We start from the raw sequence: 18,474 nt of genomic DNA on the forward strand, positions 1-18,474 counted from the left end.
GATGCATTGGATGAAAAAATTTATGTTGCTGGTGAGCCTGATCTTGGCTCCATGTTATGCAAGCCCACTGCTGGCCGAGCAAAGCACTTATCAGGCGGAAGATCCGCAATTGCTACAACTCGACTGGCTGGATTTAATTCCAGAACATGAGCGCAATTTATTTGATCAGCAAGGCATGCCAATGGCCGATCACAATGGCGCAGAGCCGGCCAAACAGTCGATGATTGGCACGGTACGCCGTGAGCTCAATGGTAGCCACGTTAAAATTCCTGGCTTTGTGATCCCGCTAGAGGGCGATGATAAAAAAGTCACCGAGTTTTTGTTGGTCCCTTATTTTGGGGCTTGCATTCATGTGCCACCACCGCCACCTAACCAGATTATTTACGTCAAGTTTCCTAAAGGCGCTCCAATCCAAGAGCTATGGGATGTGATTTATGTGATTGGCGAATTGAAAACCGAATCACTCAGTCATGATCTGGCCGAAACCGCCTATACCCTAATTGGCACGGACATCGCGGAATACGACGATATGTAAGTGTTAAGCCTCTCGGCTCAATATCGGGAGGCTAACATCCTCCGCCACTCAAACCTGCAGCTCCTTTCTCCGTCACCACTTTTGCGATCAGAGCGCAAAATTATGCGCTAAATCCGAGAGTTTAACTGGCTGGCAACCGGTGAACAGAGTAAATTTTACACTCGACGTCCACCCCGTAGCAGAGATTTTCAGGTAGCACATGGCAGACAATCCTACGCCAGTTGTGATCGAGCATGACACGCCACACAACCAAGAGCAACGCACACAATCCCAGCATCTTAAAGACAGCGCCAGTCGGATCTTGGGCATCGCCCGTCAGCATGGTTTAGATAGCCTATTACTGAGCGAAACACCGAAAACTAGCCTGTTAGAGCGGGCGATACAGCGTGAACGTCGCCATAAAGAACTGCGCCAAAAAAACTTAGAGCAGATCATTAAACTGGCTCACAGCTCTTGCCGCAATGAAAGCTCCGGCGACCCAGATCCTGACTGGCTATACCGTTTTTTTGACATGGCACAAGATATTCACAGCCGCGCAATGCAGCAGTTGTGGGCACAAGTGCTAAAACGTGAGGTCACCAATCCAGGTTTTACCTCAATGAAGGCGCTCAAAGTTCTAAAAAACATGACCCCGAAAGAGGCACAAATTCTGCAACGTGCCGCGAGCTTAGCCTGCAGCTTTGGAGCGAGTAGCAGCTTAAAATTGCTGATTGGCTACAAAGTCCAGCATAGCCTGCTCAGTTTCGCGAAACGCATCACCACTCAAACCATCAATATCGGCAGCCATCAGCTGCCCTACTCCAGTTTATTAGTGCTGATTGAACTTGGGCTACTGCACGCGACTGAATTAGAGTCTGGTGAAATTGAAACCGATCCGCCACTCCTACTCAACTATCAAGGTAAACACCTGCAGCTACAGCCCCATAGCAAAGCGGTACGTCTGATCTATTATCGCTTCAGTCCGACTGGTAATGAGTTGTGTCGCTTACTCGGCAATAAGTTTAATCAGACTTACTACGATCAGTTGATCACGTTACTGAATCAGAAATTCACGCTGCAAACAGAAGTAAGCAACTCAATGCATCATGCGGTATGACCACACATGACTGAAAAATGGGTTGCTCATCAACGAACACGCCATCCAGTTTGGCGCGCTCACTCAACCAGTAACACCATTGTGCGAAATAATGCCGCGCAAACTCAACTCAGTGAGGCATTGCTCAACTAACGCTTCGATGCTTTTTTCTGCTGCCAGTAGATCAATATCAGGATCGAGTGGCGCTTGGTACTCGGAATCAATCCCAGTGAAGTGGCGAATTTCCCCAGCACGGGCTTTTTGATACAAACCTTTCGCATCGCGCGCCTCACACACGGCCAGCGGCGTATTGACATATACCTCAATAAATTCACCGCTCGGCAACAAATCACGCACCATCTGCCGCTCGGCTCGATAGGGCGAAATAAACGCAGTCAGCACAATCAACCCCGCATCCGCCATCAATTTGGCCAATTCGCCAATTCGTCGGATATTCTCGCGTCGATCTTGCGCTGAAAAACCGAGATCACTGCATAAACCGTGACGAACATTATCACCATCCAACAAATAGGTGTGATAACCAAGCTCGGCTAAGCGATATTCCAGAGCCCCCGCCACGCTCGACTTCCCCGCGCCAGATAACCCCGTAAACCAAAGTACCGCCGGACGCTGCTGTTTGAGCGTGGCACGTTGCGTTTTATCCACACGATGAGAATACCACACGATATTGGGCTGACGCTCCCATCGCTGATCACGCATATTCTCTGCTTGATCTGTCATACGATCCTCACTCACTTTGCCCTAAACGACTAACATCGATAGCTTGCCAATGCGGAAAATGTTTACGCACTAATGCATTAAGTTCAACCTCAAAGCTGGAGAATGGCGTCGCTTGCGCTGGGCGATGCTGCACGCTCTCACGCACCAAGCCCGCACCGACCGTGACATTGGTTAGGCGATCGATGATGATGAAACCGCCGGTATCGGCACAAGCCAGATAGTGATCAATCGCGACGGGTTGGGTAAACGTCCACTCACATAAACCAATCCCGTTAAGCGGTAAACTTTCCGCCGGATAAGTGGATAGATTATTAATATCGTACTGATGGTGCAGCGCTTGTAGTTGGCCGACCGTTTTTTTACCGGCAATTTTAATGTCGTAATCACGGCCGATTTGCAACGCTTGCTCGGTCATCCACACCACATCGGCCAACAGATGATGGGTGCTCTCAAGCACTGAATTTTCCTGCACCAGTAAATCGCCACGGCTGATGTCAATTTCGTCGGCTAAGGTTAGCGTGACCGCCAATCCAGCTTGGGCTTGCAACAACTCACCATCAAAGGTGACAATCCGGGTCACCTGCGAAGTTTTTCCCGATGGCAATACTTTGATCTGATCGCCAACCTTGATCACTCCAGCGGCGATGGTGCCGGAAAAACCCCGAAAATCGAGATGGGGACGATTGACATACTGCACCGGAAAGCGAAATTCCGCCCCGCTCTTGTCGCGATCAATATTCACTTGTTCCAGCAATTCCAGCAGTGATGGACCTTGATACCAATCCATAATGCGGCTTGGTTCCACCACGTTATCGCCTTCCAAGGCTGAAATTGGGATGATCTGAATATCAATCTCACCTTGTAGATGCTCAGCAAATTGCAGATATTCAGCGCGGATCTGCTCAAAACGCGATGCAGAGTAATCGACCAGATCCATCTTGTTCACCGCCACCACAAAATGCCGTAAACCCAGTAAATGAGCGATAAATGAATGGCGACGGGTTTGATCCAGCACCCCTTTACGCGCATCAATCAAGATCACCGCCAGATCGCAGTTGGATGCACCGGTCGCCATATTGCGCGTGTACTGCTCATGCCCCGGAGTATCGGCAATGATAAATTTGCGGCGCTCGGTTGAAAAATAGCGGTAGGCCACATCAATGGTGATGCCTTGTTCACGTTCGGCTTGTAAGCCATCCACCAGCAAGGCTAAATCTGGACGCTGACCTGTGGTGCCGACTCGTTGGCTATCGTGATGCACCGCAGCCAACTGATCTTGATAGATCTGTTTTGTGTCATGCAGCAGACGGCCGATCAAAGTGCTTTTGCCATCATCAACCGAACCACAAGTTAACAATCTCAGTAATGATTTGTGTTGGTGCTGCTTGAGGTAAGCTTCAATACCAAGCTCAGCGAGCTGCTGTTTGATTGCATTATTCATACGCTTTCCTGCGATGCTTAGAAATAACCTTGCCGTTTTTTCAGTTCCATTGATCCCGACTGATCGTGGTCGATCGCGCGGCCTTGCCGTTCACTTGAGGTCGCCACCAGCATCTCTTCAATAATTTCGGTCAAGCTACTGGCGTGCGACTCAATGGCGCCGGTCAATGGATAGCAACCTAAGGTGCGAAAACGCACGCTTTTGTGCTCAATCTGCTCACCATCACGCAGGGTCATCCGCTGATCATCAACCATGATCAACATGCCATCTCGCTCGACCACAGGGCGCACTGCCGCCAGATACAGCGGCACAATGTCGATCTGTTCGAGATAGATGTATTGCCAAATATCCAGCTCGGTCCAGTTAGAGAGTGGAAACACCCGTATGCTTTCACCTTTGTTGATCTGGCCGTTATAGGTTCGCCATAGCTCTGGACGCTGATTTTTCGGATCCCAAGTATGGTTTTTATCGCGAAATGAATAGACTCGCTCTTTAGCTCGCGATTTTTCTTCATCTCGCCGCGCACCACCAAAAGCGGCATCAAAACCATACTGGTTAAGCGCTTGCTTCAAGGCTTGGGTTTTCATAATGTCGGTATGCTTGGCCGAACCGTGCACAAACGGGTTAATCCCCGCGGCTAATCCTTGTGGATTTTTATGTACCAGCAGTTCAAAACCATATTTTTTAGCGGTCGCATCGCGAAATGTGATCATGTCGCGAAACTTCCAGTCGGTATCAACATGCAGCAAAGGAAAGGGAATGTTGCCGGGATAAAACGCTTTACGCGCCAAATGCAACATCACCGAGGAGTCTTTACCAATCGAATACATCATCACCGGATTGGCAAACTCAGCCGCCACTTCACGGATAATATGAATGCTTTCCGCTTCCAACTGTTGTAAATGGGTTAAAGCTTGTTGAACCATATTGTCTCTTCCTTGTTTGCGACTGAAACCACTTCACGACTAAGCCGATTAACCATTAAGCGAATTGCGCAGCCTCACGCGAGATTGGCGTAGCGCAAGCACCAAACCAGTGAAGCTTAGCCGCCAGCTTCACCACCTCACCGACCACAATCAGCGCGGGAGCCGCCGCACTGGCCGCCAAACTCGGCAAGTTGTGTAACGTACCCATTTGCACTTGCTGGGTAGTTTGCGTACCACGTTCGATGATGGCGACGGGAGTGCTGGCTTGGCGACCATGCAGCTGTAATTGCTCACTAATCATGCTTGCGTTGCCAAGCCCCATATAGATGACTAAAGTTTGCTGGCCACGCGCTAAGGTTGACCAATCCAATGCTTCGGCTTGTGCCTGTAAATGCCCAGTCACAAAGAGCGCAGACTGCGCATAATCACGGTGCGTCAATGGAATACCGGCATACGCGGTGGCTCCGGCGGCGGCAGTAATACCGGGCACAACTTGAAATTTGACCCCTGCCTCAAACAGCACTTCGAGCTCCTCACCACCACGGCCAAACATAAAAGGATCGCCCCCTTTAAGCCGCACTACGCGATAACCTTGCCGAGCAAAATCGACTAACAATTGATTGGTTTTCGCTTGTGGCACACTGTGATGACCGGCACGTTTGCCAACGCAGACTAAAATCGTCGTACTTGGGATAAGCGCCATGATGGGTTCGGAAACTAAGTGGTCATACAGCACCACATCCGCTTGCTGCAGATAGCTGAGCGCTTTCACGGTCAGCAGTTCAGGATCGCCCGGACCTGCGCCAACTAACGCAACTTCGCCTGCTGGCAGTTGGCTACGGGCCGCACGCAGATAACTGGAGCCTTCGACTACCGAAAAACGAGGGGGGTTACCAAAAGTGGCTAGCGCATCCTGCGACATAATCGAGCTCCTGCTTATTACCTGAAATCCTGTGGGGTTTGTTGCAGGCATTATGCGCAGTTCTGATTATTACCTGAAATTCTATAATTTCATTCTTTATTCCAAAAGCTGATATAGGAGTGTGTAAGGTTTAGCACCATAAGTGCATCACTGGCCAAGGTCGGAGAGGTACAGCAAGGTCGGATTGGCTAACTGGATCACGCAGCGCTGCGATGTCACAGTGCTGCGGATTAGGATGCACATGATGGAGTCTCAGCCATGGCGCGTTATGGCTGAGCAAATATCATGGGATTATTTGAGTAAACGAGCGCGGAACTGGCGTCCTTTCATCTTACCGTTGGCGATTTTGTTGAGGGCTTTGTGCACCACTTTTTTATCCACCGCCACATAAGCACGCATCGGGAAGAGGTTAATCTTGCCGATCTGCGCCGCCGTCAGCTCACCATCACTGGTCAATGCCCCGAGAATATCACCGGGACGAACTTTGTCTTTTTTGCCGCCATCAATCTGAATCGTGACCATGTTGGACAAATATGGACGCGCGCCAGCGGTCGGCTGTGGCAAGGTGGCTGGTTCAATCGCGATATCCATGTATTCATCAATTTGTGCCACACGATAGCTTTCGTTATCGCTAAAAAAGCTAAATGCCAAACCTTTGCTGCCAGCTCGGCCTGTACGACCGATACGGTGTACATGCACCTCAGGATCGCGTGATAAATCGTAGTTAAATACCGCATCAAGGTTATCCACATCCAAACCACGCGCAGCCACATCGGTCGCCACCAAAATCGAGATGCTCTTATTGGCAAATTGGACTAACGCTTGGTCGCGCTCACGCTGCTCTAAGTCACCGTGCAATTCAATCACACTAAAACCGGCTTGATGCAAGGCATCGGCGACATTTTGCACTTCTCGCTTGGTATTACAAAAAACCACCGCTGAGCTAGGTTGATGATGTAACAGCAGCGTTTCAAGCGCTTGATCACGTGCCTCGCTGCCATCCACCTTATAAAAATATTGGCGAATGGTTGAGGTATCATGAGTGGCGGCAACTTGGATCATCGTTGCATTACGGGTAACGTTTTGTGCAATTTTCTCAATGCTGGCTGGGAAGGTAGCGCTAAACAGCAAGGTTTGGCGATCGGTAGGTGCCGCAGCCACAATCGCTTCTAACGCTTCTTGAAAGCCCATTTCCAACATGCGATCCGCTTCATCCAGCACCAGCGTGTTGAGTTCGCTAAGATCGATACGATCTTTACTCAGGTGATCCAAAATACGCCCTGGTGTACCAACCAAAATATGCGCACCATGTTCCAACGAACCAATCTGTGGCCCCATCGGCATCCCGCCACACAAGGTCAACACTTTAATGTTGTGGATGGTGCGGCCTAAGGTACGAATATCGGTCGCCACTTGATCGGCAAGTTCACGAGTTGGACACAACACTAAGGCTTGCACACGAAAGCGTTTCACATTGAGATTAGACAGTACCCCAAGACCAAAGGCAGCCGTTTTGCCCGAGCCCGTTTTACCTTGACCAATCACATCCTGTTGATTGAGGATTGCGGGAAGAGATTGCGCCTGAATCGGAGTCATTGTGGCAAACCCCATCGTTTCAAGGTTCGCGAGTAATTCAGGCTTCAGGTTCAAAGCCGCAAAAGTGTTGGTGTTCAAGGGGGATCCTTAGTGTGATGAAAAAAGAAGCGCTATTATCGTTATTTTACGCCTCAGCTCCAGTGAATCTTGATTTAAATTTTTAGCCCTATGCTTAACGCTAGAGAAAACGGCGCTACGCAGTAATAATTACCCCCGTTCAGCGCAGTTCAAACCTAATCAAACCACGAGCATTAACTTTATTATCAAGGAGATAATCATGATCCACTGGCAATGTGTGCCTTTTTGCCAATTAACCACCGAACAGCTGTACCAACTGCTTAAACTCAGAGTGGACGTCTTCGTGGTAGAACAGTCCTGTGCTTATCCCGAATTGGATGACAAGGATTGCCTCAGCGGCGTGCAACATTTGCTTGGCTATCAAGGATCACAATTAGTGGCTTGCGCACGTTTACTGCCGCCTGGGGTAAGTTACTCGAATGTCAGCTTTGGCCGAGTGGCGACCAAGGCCAGCGCGCGCGGTAATGGACTTGGACATCAATTATTGCAGACCGCACTTGAGCAGTGCCAACGTTTATGGCCACAACAAACCATCGAAATTGGCGCGCAACAGTATCTTGGTGAGTTTTATGCTCGCTATGGCTTTAGCGCCACCTCCGAGCCCTATCTAGAGGATGGGATTTGGCACATCGATATGATTAGGGACGGATCTGAGCGCTGCGCAGACTAAACTGCGCAGTCATCTTATTTGCTGCGCCCAAAACCGCCATCAGAGAGGCGAAAGAACATCACTGATTGGCTATTGCGCTCCAGTTGCAAAATATCCAACTGACCATTTTCCGCCAATTTAAAACGGATCAGTTGACCTGCTTGAATTTGGCTAAGCGGCTTATCGGCGCCTTCAACCTTGACCAACCCATTGATATCACTTAATGGCAACTGATTAATCCGAAACACTTGCGATAAAGTATCACCTTGGCGAACCACGTACTCTTGCCACGCCGATGATTTAAGTTCACTCGGCGTTGGCGTACCTTGTTCACTCAAACTCTGGGTATTGATCCCGACTTCAATCCGCTGCGCAGCCGCAGGCGCTGCGTTGAGTGCGGTTGACTTCTCCGGCAATGGGATCACCATCAAGCCGAGCACAACGGGAATCAGCACCATCAAACTTCGCCGATGCCGCAGCGGCAGTACGAGCCATAACTCTTGCAACCGCTGACGATAGCGCGGCCAATCCAGTCGTTGCCAAAAATTTTGTACCAAGGCCAGATAATCAGTTTGCGGCGGCTTCTTGTGGCGGCGATTCATGTTCAAATCCTTTAATTACTAGCCTACAGTATAAAAATTCATAAGGTTAGAGTATAGAGTCGAGTCGCATGAAAGCCAAAGCTTGACACAAACTTGAAATTTTTTGCTGAACTTTCTGCGCTAAGTCACAAGCCAATGCCGCGATGACGGACCATAACCCACTTACTTGGCATAGCACCCCCACATGGGATAACCGTTTCATCACTCAGCCTAACCTGTTATTCTGTCGCCTTTATTGAACGACCAAGAGTGACTTTTATGTCTGAAGTAACATTTGAAACCGTAGAACAAAAAGCCAGTTATGGCATTGGCCTGCAAATGGGTCAACAACTGGCGGGTAGCGGCTTAGAAGGTCTGAATGTGGCAGCGATTGCCGCTGGTATCGCAACCGCACTGGTTGGCGAACAACCTGCAATTTCAGTAGATGAAATCAACCAAGCCCTACAAACCATGCATATGCGTGCAGAACAAGCACACCAAGAGGCTGCTAAAGTCGCGGCTGCAGAAGGCGAAGCGTTCCTGCAAGATAACGCGCTGCGTTCAGAAGTCACGGTTCTTGAGTCTGGCCTGCAATACGAAGTATTGGTTGAAGGCAACGGTGCTATCCCAACTGCTGACAAATCAGTTCGTGTTCACTATCATGGCCAACTGGTCGATGGTACTGTGTTCGACAGCTCTGTCTCTCGTGGTCAACCTGCTGAATTCCCAGTGACTGGCGTGATCCGTGGTTGGGTTGAAGCATTGCAACTGATGCCGGTCGGTTCAAAATGGAAACTCTACATTCCACAAGACCTGGCTTATGGTGAGCGTGGCGCAGGTGCCGCTATTCCACCATTTGCAGCACTGGTTTTCGAAGTAGAGCTGTTAGATATTCTGTAATATTGTCTTTGTGCTGACCAACAACGATAAAGAGCGATCCTAAGGGTCGCTCTTTTTTATAGACTCAATAATGGCGTTGATGACGATGACAGTGACACCAATAGGTCGCGCTTGAATCGGATTAGGTGAGTGGTCAGTGTCGCGGGACTGTGAGTCTAGATTTTGCCAGTAGTGGCGCTAATAAAACACCAGCCACAACCAAGAAGAGTCGCTAGGCGAACGGTAGCCACAATATCCAGCAAACCTATCGCGATAGAGTGCCTGTAACATAGTGTGCCAATCACATCGCACTCCGTTTACAAGCCAAATACAGCAAAAAAAACAGCCATAAAAAAAGCCGGGCTAGCCCGGCTCTTTTATTGCATGACGAATTGATTACTCAGCAGCAGCTTCAACAGCAGCTTCTGGGCGATCAACCAGCTCAATGTATGCCATTGGAGCTTTGTCACCTGCACGGAAACCACACTTCAGAATACGAGTGTAGCCGCCTTGACGTGCAGCGAAACGTGGACCTAATTCGTTAAACAGTTTTGCTACCACTTCGTTATCACGAGTGCGAGCAAATGCTAGACGACGGTTAGCAACGCTGTCAGTCTTAGCTAGTGTAATCAAAGGCTCAACGACGCGACGCAGCTCTTTCGCTTTTGGCAAAGTAGTCTTGATAACTTCATGACGTACTAGAGAGCTAGCCATGTTGCTGAACATCGCTTTGCGATGACTGCTGTTGCGGTTGAGTTGACGACCACTCTTACGATGGCGCATGACCTAATCCTTCTAACTATTATCGATTAATCTTCAGCGATTGACGCTGGCGGCCAGTTTTCTAGACGCATGCCCAGAGACAGACCACGTGATGCAAGCACGTCTTTAATCTCTGTAAGAGACTTCTTACCGAGGTTTGGCGTTTTAAGAAGCTCAACCTCAGTGCGCTGTACCAGATCACCGATGTAGTGAATCGCTTCTGCTTTCAAACAGTTAGCAGAGCGAACTGTTAGTTCAAGATCGTCTACAGGACGCAGTAGGATCGGATCGAATTCTGGCTTCTCTTCCTTCTCCTCAGGTACACGTACATCACGAAGATCTACGAACGCATCCAATTGCTCAGCAAGAATAGTTGCTGCACGACGGATTGCTTCCTCAGGCTCAAGAGTACCATTCGTTTCCATATCGATAACGAGTTTATCCAAGTCAGTACGCTGCTCAACACGAGCCGCTTCAACTGAGTAGGCAATTTTGTCTACTGGGCTGAAAGTGGCATCAACAAGCAGACGACCAATTGGACGCTCGTCTTCTTCGGTATGGATACGGGCAGAAGCTGGAACATAACCACGACCACGTTCTACTTTGATACGCATAGCGATCGCAGCATTGTCAGCAGTTAGATGACAAATAACGTGTTCAGGGTTTACGATCTCTACATCACCATCATGGGTGATGTCACCTGCAACCACAGGGCCCGAGCCTGATTTGTTCAGTGTAATGAACACTTCGTCTTTGCCTTCGGCAACGCGAACAGCCAGACCTTTCAGGTTCAAGAGAATCTCAAGGATATCTTCCTGAACACCTTCTTTGGTGCTGTACTCGTGAAGAACGCCTTCAATCTCTACTTCAGTAGCAGCACAACCTGGCATTGAAGATAAAAGAATACGGCGAAGTGCATTACCCAGAGTGTGACCGAAACCACGCTCTAACGGCTCAAGAGTTACTTTTGCGTGTGTCGTGTTAATTTGTTCGATATCAACAAGACGTGGCTTAAGAAATTCTGTTACAGAACCCTGCATTGTGTCCTCTCTTTAGTTTAAACCTTACTTAGAGTAAAGCTCGACGATCAATTGTTCGTTGATGTCAGCCGACAGATCGGAACGCTCAGGCAGACGCTTGAAAGTACCTTCCATCGTGTTTACATCGACTTCAATCCAAGTTGGTTTTTCGCGTTGTTCAGCAACTTCTAGAGCTGCTTTAATGCGAGATTGCTTTTTCGCTTTCTCACGAACTGCAACAACGTCGTTTGCCGCAACATTGAAAGAAGGAACGTTTACTACTTTACCGTTCACTAGGATAGCTTTGTGGCTAACCAGCTGACGTGATTCAGCGCGAGTCGCACCGAAACCCATACGGTAAACTACGTTATCCAGACGACCTTCCAGAAGCTGAAGCAGGTTTTCACCTGTGTTGCCTTTCAGGCGCGCAGCTTCTTTGTAGTAGTTACGGAATTGTTTTTCTAAAACGCCATAAATACGACGAACTTTTTGCTTCTCACGAAGCTGAACGCCATACTCAGACAGACGACCGCGACGAGCGCCGTGTACGCCTGGTGCGTTATCAATTTTACACTTGGTATCAATCGCACGAACGCCTGACTTAAGGAATAAGTCAGTACCTTCGCGGCGGCTAAGCTTCAGCTTAGGACCCAAATATCTTGCCATGATCTTTCTCCAATCTTCCTAGAAACGTTAAACGCGACGTTTCTTCGGTGGACGACAACCGTTATGAGGGATTGGTGTAGCATCAACGATGTTCGTGATACGGAAACCAGCTGCATTCAGAGCGCGAACAGTAGATTCACGACCTGGACCAGGACCCTTAACCATAACCTCTAGGTTCTTTAGGCCGTATTCTTTAGCCATTTCAGCACAACGCTCAGCAGCAACTTGTGCAGCGAACGGAGTAGACTTACGAGAACCGCGGAAACCAGAACCACCAGCAGTAGCCCAAGCAAGAGCATTGCCTTGACGGTCTGTAATGGTAACGATTGTGTTGTTGAAAGATGCGTGGATATGCGCTACGCCATCAGCAACTTGCTTGCGTACACGCTTACGTGCGCGAGTTGGTTGTTTAGCCATTGTACTCTACCCTTCCCGATTATTTCTTGATCGGCTTACGCGGACCCTTACGGGTGCGAGCGTTGGTTTTAGTACGCTGTCCACGTAGTGGTAGACTGCGACGATGACGAAGACCACGGTAACAACCAAGATCCATTAGGCGCTTGATGTTCATGGAAACTTCACGACGTAGATCACCCTCTACAGTGTACTTAGCTACACCATCACGCAGTTGATCGATCTGCTCTTCAGTTAGTTCACTGATCTTAACACTCTCAGCAATACCCAAATCAGCTAAAATAGCTTTTGAACGGGTTTTACCGATCCCGTAGATCGCAGTTAGTGCGATTACAGCATGTTTATGATCAGGAATGTTAATGCCTGCTATACGGGCCACTATGCACTCCTAGTACTTTCATCAAAGAATTACCCGCAACAAAGCCCGTCGAGGATACGTTGCGGTATACTACTTCTTTTGCACGCAAAAGGTAGGCCGAGGAATATACTCGACACTACCTTAATTTTCAAGTAAAAAATTTCTGCTAATTAGCCTTGGCGCTGCTTGTGCTTTGGCTCACTGCAAATCACGCGAACGACACCGTTACGCTTGATAATTTTACAGTTACGGCAGATTTTTTTAACGGAAGCACGAACTTTCATTGCTAAACTCCGTAAATCTATCTGAACTGCTGCCGTATTAACGGCCATAGCCTTTCAGATTTGCTTTTTTCAACACAGACTCATACTGATGAGACATCAAATGGGTCTGTACCTGTGCCATAAAGTCCATGATCACGACAACGACAATCAGTAGTGATGTGCCGCCAAAGTAGAAACGTACGTTCCACGCAACCATCATGAACTCAGGGATCAGACAGATAAAAGTAATATACAGTGCACCCGCAAGGGTTAAACGTGTCATCACTTTATCGATATATTTCGCTGTCTGTTCACCTGGGCGGATACCGGGTACGAATGCACCAGACTTCTTCAAGTTGTCTGCTGTTTCACGTGGGTTAAACACCAACGCTGTATAGAAGAAACAGAAGAAGATAATCGCCGCTGCATAAAGCATTACATACAGAGGCTGGCCTGGGCTCAATGCTAAAGACACATCGGTTAACCAACCGAATGCGCTGCTTTCACCGTTCTGACCAAACCACTGCGCCAATGTTCCTGGGAACAAGATAATGCTTGACGCAAAGATTGCTGGTATCACACCCGCCATATTAATTTTCAATGGCAAGTGTGTGCTTTGTGCTGCGAACACTTTACGACCTTGTTGACGCTTCGCGTAGTTAACAACGATACGACGTTGACCACGCTCCATGAAAACAACGAAGTAAATCACAGCAAAAGCTAACACTGCAATTAACAGCAGAAGAAGTACATGCAGTTCACCTTGACGCGCTTGCTCGATTGTTTGACCGATTGCCGAAGGCAATCCAGCAACAATACCTGCAAAAATCAGTATCGAAATACCATTTCCAATTCCGCGCTCTGTAATCTGTTCACCTAACCACATTAAGAACATGGTACCGGTTACTAAGCTCACGGTCGCAATCAGGGTAAACATGGTTTGGTCGATAACAACCAGATTGTTGACCATGTTTGGTAAGCCTGTTGCAATACCAATCGCTTGGAATGTTGCAAGTACAAGCGTGCCGTAACGCGTATATTGGCTGATCTTACGACGGCCTGCTTCACCCTCTTTCTTGAGTTCGGCTAACGCGGGATGAACTACTGTTAGCAACTGGACAACAATTGACGCCGAAATATACGGCATGATGCCCAGTGCTAAAATAGATGCACGCTCAAGGGCACCACCGGAGAACATGTTAAACATTTCAACGATGGTACCTTTTTGCTGTTCGAACAATTCGGCAAGTACAGCAGCGTCAATACCAGGGATCGGCACAAAAGAGCCGGCTCGGAATACTAAAAGTGCACCAATTACAAAGAATAAGCGCGACTTTAGTTCATTTAAGCCGCTCTGAGCACTACGAAAATCTTGTCCTGGTTTTCTAGCCATCTGTACCTCAATCCTCGAGATTATTCCTCGATTTTACCGCCTGCAGCTTCGATTGCAGCTTTAGCGCCTTTAGTCACGCGCAGACCTTTTACAGTCACTGCTTTGTTAATCTCGCCAGAAAGAACAACTTTCACAAACTCAATGTTTTTAGTAACAAGGTTTGCTGCTTTCAGAGCGTTCAGATCAACTACGTCACCAGTTACTTTCGCCAGTTCAGACAGACGAACTTCAGCAGTCACAAAGCTCTTACGAGAAGTGAAACCGAATTTTGGTAGACGCTGTTTCAGAGGCATTTGACCGCCTTCAAAACCTGGACGAACTTTGCCGCCAGAGCGTGACTTTTGACCTTTGTGACCACGGCCACCTGTTTTACCAAGGCCTGAACCAACACCACGACCTAAACGCTTAGGAGCATGTTTAGAACCCGCTGCCGGCGATAGAGTATTCAATAGCATTATGATTACTCCTCAACTTTAACCATGTAGTAAACCTTGTTGATCATGCCACGAACACATGGCGTATCTTCAAGTTCTACTGTGTGGTTGATTTTACGAAGACCTAAACCGCGCAGTGTAGCTTTATGCTTTGGCAGGCGACCAATTGAGCTTTTAGTTTGAGTTACTTTAATAGTTGCCATGTGTTCTTACTCCGAAATTGATTCAACAGTTAGACCACGCTTAGCAGCAACCATTTCTGGTGACTTCACGTCCACTAGCGCATCAATCGTTGCACGAACGATGTTGATTGGGTTAGTAGAACCGTACGCTTTAGACAAAACGTTGTGTACACCAGCAACTTCAAGAACTGCACGCATCGCACCACCTGCGATTACACCAGTACCTTCTGCAGCAGGCTGCATGTAAACTTTAGAGCCCGAGTGGCGACCTTTCACTGGGTGGTGAAGAGTACCTTCGTTCAGCGCGATCGTAACCATGCTACGACGTGCTTTTTCCATTGCTTTTTGGATCGCTGCAGGTACTTCACGGGCTTTACCGTAACCGAAACCTACACGACCGTTACCGTCACCAACTACAGTCAGTGCAGTAAAGCTCATGATTCGACCACCTTTAACCGTTTTAGAAACACGGTTAACTGCGATTAATTTTTCTTGCAAATCATTCGCTTGAACTTGTTGTTCTTTAGCCATCTTCCAACCCTACCTTAGAATTTCAGACCAGCTTCGCGAGCAGAATCTGCTAGCGCTGCTACTCGACCGTGGTATTGGAAACCAGAACGATCGAACGCAACTACAGTTACGCCTTTTTCAAGAGCGCGCTCTGCAACAGCTTTACCCACTGCTTTCGCTGCATCGATGTTACCGGTATATTTCACTTGCTCACGGATCGCTTTTTCTACAGTAGAAGCGGCGGCGATAACCTCAGAGCCATTAGCTGCAATCACTTGTGCGTACACGTGACGAGGAGTACGGTGTACTACTAGGCGAGTTGCACCCAGTTCTGCAATCTTACGACGTGCACGTGTAGCACGACGGATGCGAGATGCTTTCTTATCCATAGTGTTACCTTACTTCTTCTTAGCTTCTTTACTACGCACATTTTCATCTGCGTAACGAATACCTTTGCCTTTGTATGGCTCAGGCGCGCGGTAAGAACGAATGTCAGCCGCAACTTGACCAACTACTTGCTTATCACAACCAGTCAGTACAATTTCAGTTTGGCTAGGACATTCAGCTTTAATACCCGCTGGCAGTTCATGCTCAACAGGGTGAGAGAAACCCAGAGTCAGGCCTACAGCGTTGCCTTTCATAGCAGCACGGTAACCAACACCTTTCAGTACGAGTTTCTTAGTAAAGCCTTCAGTAACACCAACAACCATGTTCTTAACTAGAGCACGTGCAGTACCTGCTTGTGCCCATGCATTGGCTACGCCTTCACGTGGACCAAAAGTCAGTTGGTTGTCTTCTTGTGCGATCACTACACCGTTGTGGAAAACGCGAGAAAGTTCGCCTTTAGCACCTTTGATAGTGATCTCTTGGCCGTTCAGTTTCACCTCTACGCCAGCTGGAATAGCGACAGGTGCTTTAGCAACACGAGACATGTTCTACTCCTTAATTATGCTACGTAGCAAATGATTTCACCGCCAAGACCTGCTTTACGAGCAGCGCGGTCTGACATCAGACCCTTGGAAGTGGAAACGACAGCAACGCCTAGACCACCCATTACAGATGGCAGCTCGTCTTTCTTCTTGTAAACACGAAGACCTGGACGAGAAACGCGTTTGATTTGCTCGATTACTGGTTTTGCTTGGAAATACTTAAGAGTGATTTCCAACTCAGCTTTTACTTCGCCTTCAACAGCGAAATCAGCGATATAACCTTCTGCTTTCAGAAGTGCAGCAATTGCAACTTTCAGCTTTGAAGAAGGCATTTTTACAGCAACTTTGTTTGCTGCCTGACCGTTACGAATGCGGGTCAGCATATCCGAAATCGGATCTTGCATGCTCATAAACTTTACTCCAAATGATTAAGTGGCAATTACCAGCTAGCCTTACGAAGTCCTGGAATCTCGCCTTTCATGCAAGCTTCACGAACTTTAATACGGCTTAGACCGAACTTACGCAGGAAACCGTGTGGGCGACCAGTTTGGTTGCAACGGTTACGCTGACGAGAACGACTTGAATCACGTGGAAGAGATTGCAGTTTAAGAACCGCGTTCCAACGATCTTCTTCAGATGCGTTTACATCGCTGATGATAGCTTTCAGAGCTGAACGCTTTTCAGCGAACTGAGCTACCAGCTTCGCACGCTTGTCTTCACGTGCTTTCATTGATTGTTTAGCCATAACAGTAACCCTTCACCTTACTTACGGAATGGGAAGTTAAAGGCAGCCAGCAGAGCACGGCCTTCCTCATCGGTACCAGCGGTAGTCGTGATAGTGATATCAAGACCGCGTACACGATCGACTTTATCGTAGTCGATTTCCGGAAAGATGATTTGCTCGCGAACGCCCATGCTGTAGTTACCACGACCGTCAAAAGACTTGCCGTTAACACCGCGGAAATCACGTACACGTGGAAGAGCGATAGAGATCAAACGCTCTAAGAAATCCCACATGCGTTCGCCACGCAAGGTTACTTTACAACCGATTGGGTAGCCTTCACGGATTTTGAAACCAGCTACAGATTTGCGCGCTTTAGTGATCAGTGGCTTTTGGCCAGAGATGATCGCCATATCAGACGCTGCATTTTCGAGTAGTTTCTTATCGTTGATTGCTTCACCAACGCCCATATTGAGGGTGATTTTCTCAATTCTAGGGACTTGCATGACGCTTGTGTAACTGAACTGTTTGGTCAGTTCAGCGACTACAGACGACTTGTAGTAATCATGCAGTTTCGCCATAGTAGAACTCCAAATTACTTCTAATTAGTTAGAAACGATTTCGTTATTAGACTTGAAGAAACGAACTTTCTTGCCATCTTCAAAACGGAAACCGATGCGGTCTGCTTTACCAGTTGCTGCGTTGAAAATCGCAATGTTAGAAACGTCGATTGCTGCTTCTTGCTCAACGATGCCGCCTTGGACACCCATTGCAGGAACAGGTTTCTGATGTTTCTTAACTAGATTGATACCTTCAACGATAACTTTACCAGTTGCCAGAACCTTCGTTACTTTACCTTTCTTGCCTTTGTCTTTACCAGCAAGAACGATTACTTCGTCATTTTGACGGATTTTAGCTGCCATTGTTGCCGCTCCTTACAGAACTTCTGGAGCCAGTGATACAATCTTCATGAATTTCGCATTACGAAGTTCACGAGTCACTGGACCAAAGATACGTGTACCGATTGGTTGCTCACTGTTGTTGTTCAACAGTACGCAAGCATTACGGTCGAAGCGAATGACAGAACCGTCTGGACGACGTACGCCTTTACGGGTGCGAACTACCACCGCCTTTAATACATCACCTTTTTTCACTTTACCGCGAGGAATTGCTTCCTTAACAGTAACTTTGATGATGTCGCCAACGTGGGCGTAACGACGATGAGAGCCACCCAGAACCTTAATACACATTACGCTGCGAGCGCCTGAGTTATCAGCTGCATCCAGGGTAGTTTGCATTTGGATCATGTTAGTGCTCCGCTAAATATTAAAAAAACTAGACCCATCTCGGGTCGGGCTGCCTCTTTAAAGGGACGCGAATTGTACCACCCTTTTTTTTGA

Annotated in this window: 27 protein-coding genes; 4 read left to right on the top strand and 23 right to left on the bottom strand. The window is 48.0% G+C overall.

What is annotated here, in order from left to right; translation table 11 throughout:
* The first annotated feature begins 10 nt into the window (after window positions 1-10).
* Both OOK74_RS09950 and OOK74_RS09955 read left to right on the top strand, forming a co-directional pair.
* The gene (locus tag OOK74_RS09950; protein ID WP_278182712.1) at window positions 11-535 is read left to right on the top strand and encodes a DUF3299 domain-containing protein; all 525 of its coding nucleotides are present in this window, start codon (window positions 11-13) and stop codon (window positions 533-535) included.
* A 199-nt stretch (window positions 536-734) separates the two neighbouring features.
* The gene (locus OOK74_RS09955) at window positions 735-1,631 is read left to right on the top strand and encodes a TIGR03899 family protein (RefSeq protein WP_278182713.1); all 897 of its coding nucleotides are present in this window, start codon (window positions 735-737) and stop codon (window positions 1,629-1,631) included.
* A gap of 63 nt (window positions 1,632-1,694) precedes the next feature.
* On the opposite strand, the gene cysC is transcribed toward OOK74_RS09955, so the two are convergent.
* The 5 genes from cysC to dbpA form a co-directional block, all read right to left on the bottom strand.
* Window positions 1,695-2,351 (bottom strand): adenylyl-sulfate kinase, encoded by a 657-nt coding sequence (gene cysC / locus OOK74_RS09960; protein WP_274722703.1) that lies wholly within the window; start codon window positions 2,349-2,351, stop codon window positions 1,695-1,697.
* A gap of 7 nt (window positions 2,352-2,358) precedes the next feature.
* A complete protein-coding gene (gene cysN, locus OOK74_RS09965; RefSeq protein WP_278182714.1) occupies window positions 2,359-3,792 on the bottom strand; it encodes a sulfate adenylyltransferase subunit CysN in 1,434 nt (477 codons plus the stop codon).
* Between the two features lie 17 nt (window positions 3,793-3,809).
* Window positions 3,810-4,718: a sulfate adenylyltransferase subunit CysD gene (gene cysD / locus OOK74_RS09970; protein WP_278182715.1), complete on the bottom strand. Its 909-nt coding sequence runs from the start codon at window positions 4,716-4,718 to the stop codon at window positions 3,810-3,812.
* 55 nt (window positions 4,719-4,773) lie between these two features.
* Window positions 4,774-5,640 (bottom strand): uroporphyrinogen-III C-methyltransferase, encoded by an 867-nt coding sequence (gene cobA / locus OOK74_RS09975; RefSeq protein WP_278182716.1) that lies wholly within the window; start codon window positions 5,638-5,640, stop codon window positions 4,774-4,776.
* A 291-nt stretch (window positions 5,641-5,931) separates the two neighbouring features.
* Window positions 5,932-7,314 (bottom strand): ATP-dependent RNA helicase DbpA, encoded by a 1,383-nt coding sequence (gene dbpA, locus OOK74_RS09980; RefSeq protein WP_278182717.1) that lies wholly within the window; start codon window positions 7,312-7,314, stop codon window positions 5,932-5,934.
* A gap of 199 nt (window positions 7,315-7,513) precedes the next feature.
* On the opposite strand from dbpA, the gene OOK74_RS09985 reads away from it, so the two are divergent.
* Window positions 7,514-7,984, top strand: a complete 471-nt coding sequence (locus OOK74_RS09985) for a GNAT family N-acetyltransferase (protein ID WP_278182718.1) — start codon at window positions 7,514-7,516, stop codon at window positions 7,982-7,984.
* 14 nt (window positions 7,985-7,998) lie between these two features.
* Here the strand turns inward: OOK74_RS09985 and OOK74_RS09990 are convergent, their stop codons facing one another.
* Window positions 7,999-8,565: a LysM-like peptidoglycan-binding domain-containing protein gene (locus tag OOK74_RS09990; protein ID WP_278182719.1), complete on the bottom strand. Its 567-nt coding sequence runs from the start codon at window positions 8,563-8,565 to the stop codon at window positions 7,999-8,001.
* A gap of 258 nt (window positions 8,566-8,823) precedes the next feature.
* Here OOK74_RS09990 and bamJ point away from each other — a divergent pair, with 258 nt between their 5' ends.
* On the top strand, window positions 8,824-9,444 hold the full coding sequence (gene bamJ, locus OOK74_RS09995; protein WP_274722696.1) for a BamJ family beta-barrel-assembly machinery protein: 621 nt from the start codon (window positions 8,824-8,826) through the stop codon (window positions 9,442-9,444).
* 375 nt (window positions 9,445-9,819) lie between these two features.
* Here bamJ and rplQ read toward each other — a convergent pair whose 3' ends face one another.
* From rplQ to rplN, 17 genes are all read right to left on the bottom strand, one after another.
* Window positions 9,820-10,206, bottom strand: coding sequence for a 50S ribosomal protein L17 (gene rplQ, locus OOK74_RS10000; RefSeq protein WP_001216360.1), 387 nt, complete (start codon window positions 10,204-10,206; stop codon window positions 9,820-9,822).
* A gap of 26 nt (window positions 10,207-10,232) precedes the next feature.
* Entirely contained in the window at window positions 10,233-11,225 is a 993-nt protein-coding gene (locus tag OOK74_RS10005) for a DNA-directed RNA polymerase subunit alpha (RefSeq protein ID WP_166014267.1), read from the bottom strand.
* Window positions 11,226-11,249: 24 nt separating this feature from the next.
* A complete protein-coding gene (rpsD, locus tag OOK74_RS10010; protein ID WP_166014266.1) occupies window positions 11,250-11,870 on the bottom strand; it encodes a 30S ribosomal protein S4 in 621 nt (206 codons plus the stop codon).
* Window positions 11,871-11,897: 27 nt separating this feature from the next.
* Window positions 11,898-12,287, bottom strand: a complete 390-nt coding sequence (gene rpsK, locus OOK74_RS10015; protein WP_001118870.1) for a 30S ribosomal protein S11 — start codon at window positions 12,285-12,287, stop codon at window positions 11,898-11,900.
* Between the two features lie 19 nt (window positions 12,288-12,306).
* A complete protein-coding gene (rpsM, locus tag OOK74_RS10020) occupies window positions 12,307-12,663 on the bottom strand; it encodes a 30S ribosomal protein S13 (protein ID WP_000090771.1) in 357 nt (118 codons plus the stop codon).
* A gap of 149 nt (window positions 12,664-12,812) precedes the next feature.
* On the bottom strand, window positions 12,813-12,926 hold the full coding sequence (gene rpmJ, locus OOK74_RS10025) for a 50S ribosomal protein L36 (protein ID WP_039969906.1): 114 nt from the start codon (window positions 12,924-12,926) through the stop codon (window positions 12,813-12,815).
* Window positions 12,927-12,963: 37 nt separating this feature from the next.
* Entirely contained in the window at window positions 12,964-14,298 is a 1,335-nt protein-coding gene (secY, locus tag OOK74_RS10030) for a preprotein translocase subunit SecY (protein WP_166014265.1), read from the bottom strand.
* 20 nt (window positions 14,299-14,318) lie between these two features.
* Complete coding sequence (rplO, locus tag OOK74_RS10035) at window positions 14,319-14,753, bottom strand: 50S ribosomal protein L15 (RefSeq protein WP_166014264.1); 435 nt, start codon at window positions 14,751-14,753, stop codon at window positions 14,319-14,321.
* Window positions 14,754-14,758: 5 nt separating this feature from the next.
* Window positions 14,759-14,935: a 50S ribosomal protein L30 gene (gene rpmD / locus OOK74_RS10040; RefSeq protein WP_000201159.1), complete on the bottom strand. Its 177-nt coding sequence runs from the start codon at window positions 14,933-14,935 to the stop codon at window positions 14,759-14,761.
* A gap of 6 nt (window positions 14,936-14,941) precedes the next feature.
* A complete protein-coding gene (gene rpsE, locus OOK74_RS10045; protein ID WP_001040927.1) occupies window positions 14,942-15,445 on the bottom strand; it encodes a 30S ribosomal protein S5 in 504 nt (167 codons plus the stop codon).
* A 14-nt stretch (window positions 15,446-15,459) separates the two neighbouring features.
* Window positions 15,460-15,813 carry a 50S ribosomal protein L18 gene (rplR, locus tag OOK74_RS10050; protein ID WP_000358092.1) on the bottom strand — a complete coding sequence of 118 codons (354 nt, stop codon included), beginning with the start codon at window positions 15,811-15,813 and terminating at the stop codon, window positions 15,460-15,462.
* Between the two features lie 9 nt (window positions 15,814-15,822).
* On the bottom strand, window positions 15,823-16,356 hold the full coding sequence (gene rplF, locus OOK74_RS10055; RefSeq protein ID WP_278182720.1) for a 50S ribosomal protein L6: 534 nt from the start codon (window positions 16,354-16,356) through the stop codon (window positions 15,823-15,825).
* A gap of 14 nt (window positions 16,357-16,370) precedes the next feature.
* On the bottom strand, window positions 16,371-16,763 hold the full coding sequence (gene rpsH / locus OOK74_RS10060; protein ID WP_000062614.1) for a 30S ribosomal protein S8: 393 nt from the start codon (window positions 16,761-16,763) through the stop codon (window positions 16,371-16,373).
* 29 nt (window positions 16,764-16,792) lie between these two features.
* A complete protein-coding gene (rpsN, locus tag OOK74_RS10065; protein WP_166014262.1) occupies window positions 16,793-17,098 on the bottom strand; it encodes a 30S ribosomal protein S14 in 306 nt (101 codons plus the stop codon).
* Window positions 17,099-17,115: 17 nt separating this feature from the next.
* Window positions 17,116-17,655 carry a 50S ribosomal protein L5 gene (gene rplE / locus OOK74_RS10070; protein ID WP_001096208.1) on the bottom strand — a complete coding sequence of 180 codons (540 nt, stop codon included), beginning with the start codon at window positions 17,653-17,655 and terminating at the stop codon, window positions 17,116-17,118.
* A gap of 24 nt (window positions 17,656-17,679) precedes the next feature.
* The gene (gene rplX, locus OOK74_RS10075; protein ID WP_000729176.1) at window positions 17,680-17,997 is read right to left on the bottom strand and encodes a 50S ribosomal protein L24; all 318 of its coding nucleotides are present in this window, start codon (window positions 17,995-17,997) and stop codon (window positions 17,680-17,682) included.
* A 12-nt stretch (window positions 17,998-18,009) separates the two neighbouring features.
* Window positions 18,010-18,381: a 50S ribosomal protein L14 gene (gene rplN, locus OOK74_RS10080; RefSeq protein WP_166014261.1), complete on the bottom strand. Its 372-nt coding sequence runs from the start codon at window positions 18,379-18,381 to the stop codon at window positions 18,010-18,012.
* Window positions 18,382-18,474: the final 93 nt, after the last annotated feature.

The sequence above is a fragment of the Vibrio misgurnus genome, assembly GCF_029635775.1.
Classification (GTDB): domain Bacteria; phylum Pseudomonadota; class Gammaproteobacteria; order Enterobacterales; family Vibrionaceae; genus Vibrio; species Vibrio chanodichtyis.

Coding starts and splice junctions, on each gene's coding strand:
- OOK74_RS09950 (WP_278182712.1), top strand. CDS start 11: ATGAAAAAATTTATGTTGCTGGTGAGCCTGATCTTGGCTCCATGTTAT.
- OOK74_RS09955 (WP_278182713.1), top strand. CDS start 735: ATGGCAGACAATCCTACGCCAGTTGTGATCGAGCATGACACGCCACAC.
- cysC (WP_274722703.1), bottom strand. CDS start 2,351: ATGACAGATCAAGCAGAGAATATGCGTGATCAGCGATGGGAGCGTCAG.
- cysN (WP_278182714.1), bottom strand. CDS start 3,792: ATGAATAATGCAATCAAACAGCAGCTCGCTGAGCTTGGTATTGAAGCT.
- cysD (WP_278182715.1), bottom strand. CDS start 4,718: ATGGTTCAACAAGCTTTAACCCATTTACAACAGTTGGAAGCGGAAAGC.
- cobA (WP_278182716.1), bottom strand. CDS start 5,640: ATGTCGCAGGATGCGCTAGCCACTTTTGGTAACCCCCCTCGTTTTTCG.
- OOK74_RS09985 (WP_278182718.1), top strand. CDS start 7,514: ATGATCCACTGGCAATGTGTGCCTTTTTGCCAATTAACCACCGAACAG.
- OOK74_RS09990 (WP_278182719.1), bottom strand. CDS start 8,565: ATGAATCGCCGCCACAAGAAGCCGCCGCAAACTGATTATCTGGCCTTG.
- bamJ (WP_274722696.1), top strand. CDS start 8,824: ATGTCTGAAGTAACATTTGAAACCGTAGAACAAAAAGCCAGTTATGGC.
- rplQ (WP_001216360.1), bottom strand. CDS start 10,206: ATGCGCCATCGTAAGAGTGGTCGTCAACTCAACCGCAACAGCAGTCAT.
- OOK74_RS10005 (WP_166014267.1), bottom strand. CDS start 11,225: ATGCAGGGTTCTGTAACAGAATTTCTTAAGCCACGTCTTGTTGATATC.
- rpsD (WP_166014266.1), bottom strand. CDS start 11,870: ATGGCAAGATATTTGGGTCCTAAGCTGAAGCTTAGCCGCCGCGAAGGT.
- rpsK (WP_001118870.1), bottom strand. CDS start 12,287: ATGGCTAAACAACCAACTCGCGCACGTAAGCGTGTACGCAAGCAAGTT.
- rpmJ (WP_039969906.1), bottom strand. CDS start 12,926: ATGAAAGTTCGTGCTTCCGTTAAAAAAATCTGCCGTAACTGTAAAATT.
- secY (WP_166014265.1), bottom strand. CDS start 14,298: ATGGCTAGAAAACCAGGACAAGATTTTCGTAGTGCTCAGAGCGGCTTA.
- rplO (WP_166014264.1), bottom strand. CDS start 14,753: ATGCTATTGAATACTCTATCGCCGGCAGCGGGTTCTAAACATGCTCCT.
- rpmD (WP_000201159.1), bottom strand. CDS start 14,935: ATGGCAACTATTAAAGTAACTCAAACTAAAAGCTCAATTGGTCGCCTG.
- rpsE (WP_001040927.1), bottom strand. CDS start 15,445: ATGGCTAAAGAACAACAAGTTCAAGCGAATGATTTGCAAGAAAAATTA.
- rplR (WP_000358092.1), bottom strand. CDS start 15,813: ATGGATAAGAAAGCATCTCGCATCCGTCGTGCTACACGTGCACGTCGT.
- rplF (WP_278182720.1), bottom strand. CDS start 16,356: ATGTCTCGTGTTGCTAAAGCACCTGTCGCTATTCCAGCTGGCGTAGAG.
- rpsH (WP_000062614.1), bottom strand. CDS start 16,763: ATGAGCATGCAAGATCCGATTTCGGATATGCTGACCCGCATTCGTAAC.
- rpsN (WP_166014262.1), bottom strand. CDS start 17,098: ATGGCTAAACAATCAATGAAAGCACGTGAAGACAAGCGTGCGAAGCTG.
- rplE (WP_001096208.1), bottom strand. CDS start 17,655: ATGGCGAAACTGCATGATTACTACAAGTCGTCTGTAGTCGCTGAACTG.
- rplX (WP_000729176.1), bottom strand. CDS start 17,997: ATGGCAGCTAAAATCCGTCAAAATGACGAAGTAATCGTTCTTGCTGGT.
- rplN (WP_166014261.1), bottom strand. CDS start 18,381: ATGATCCAAATGCAAACTACCCTGGATGCAGCTGATAACTCAGGCGCT.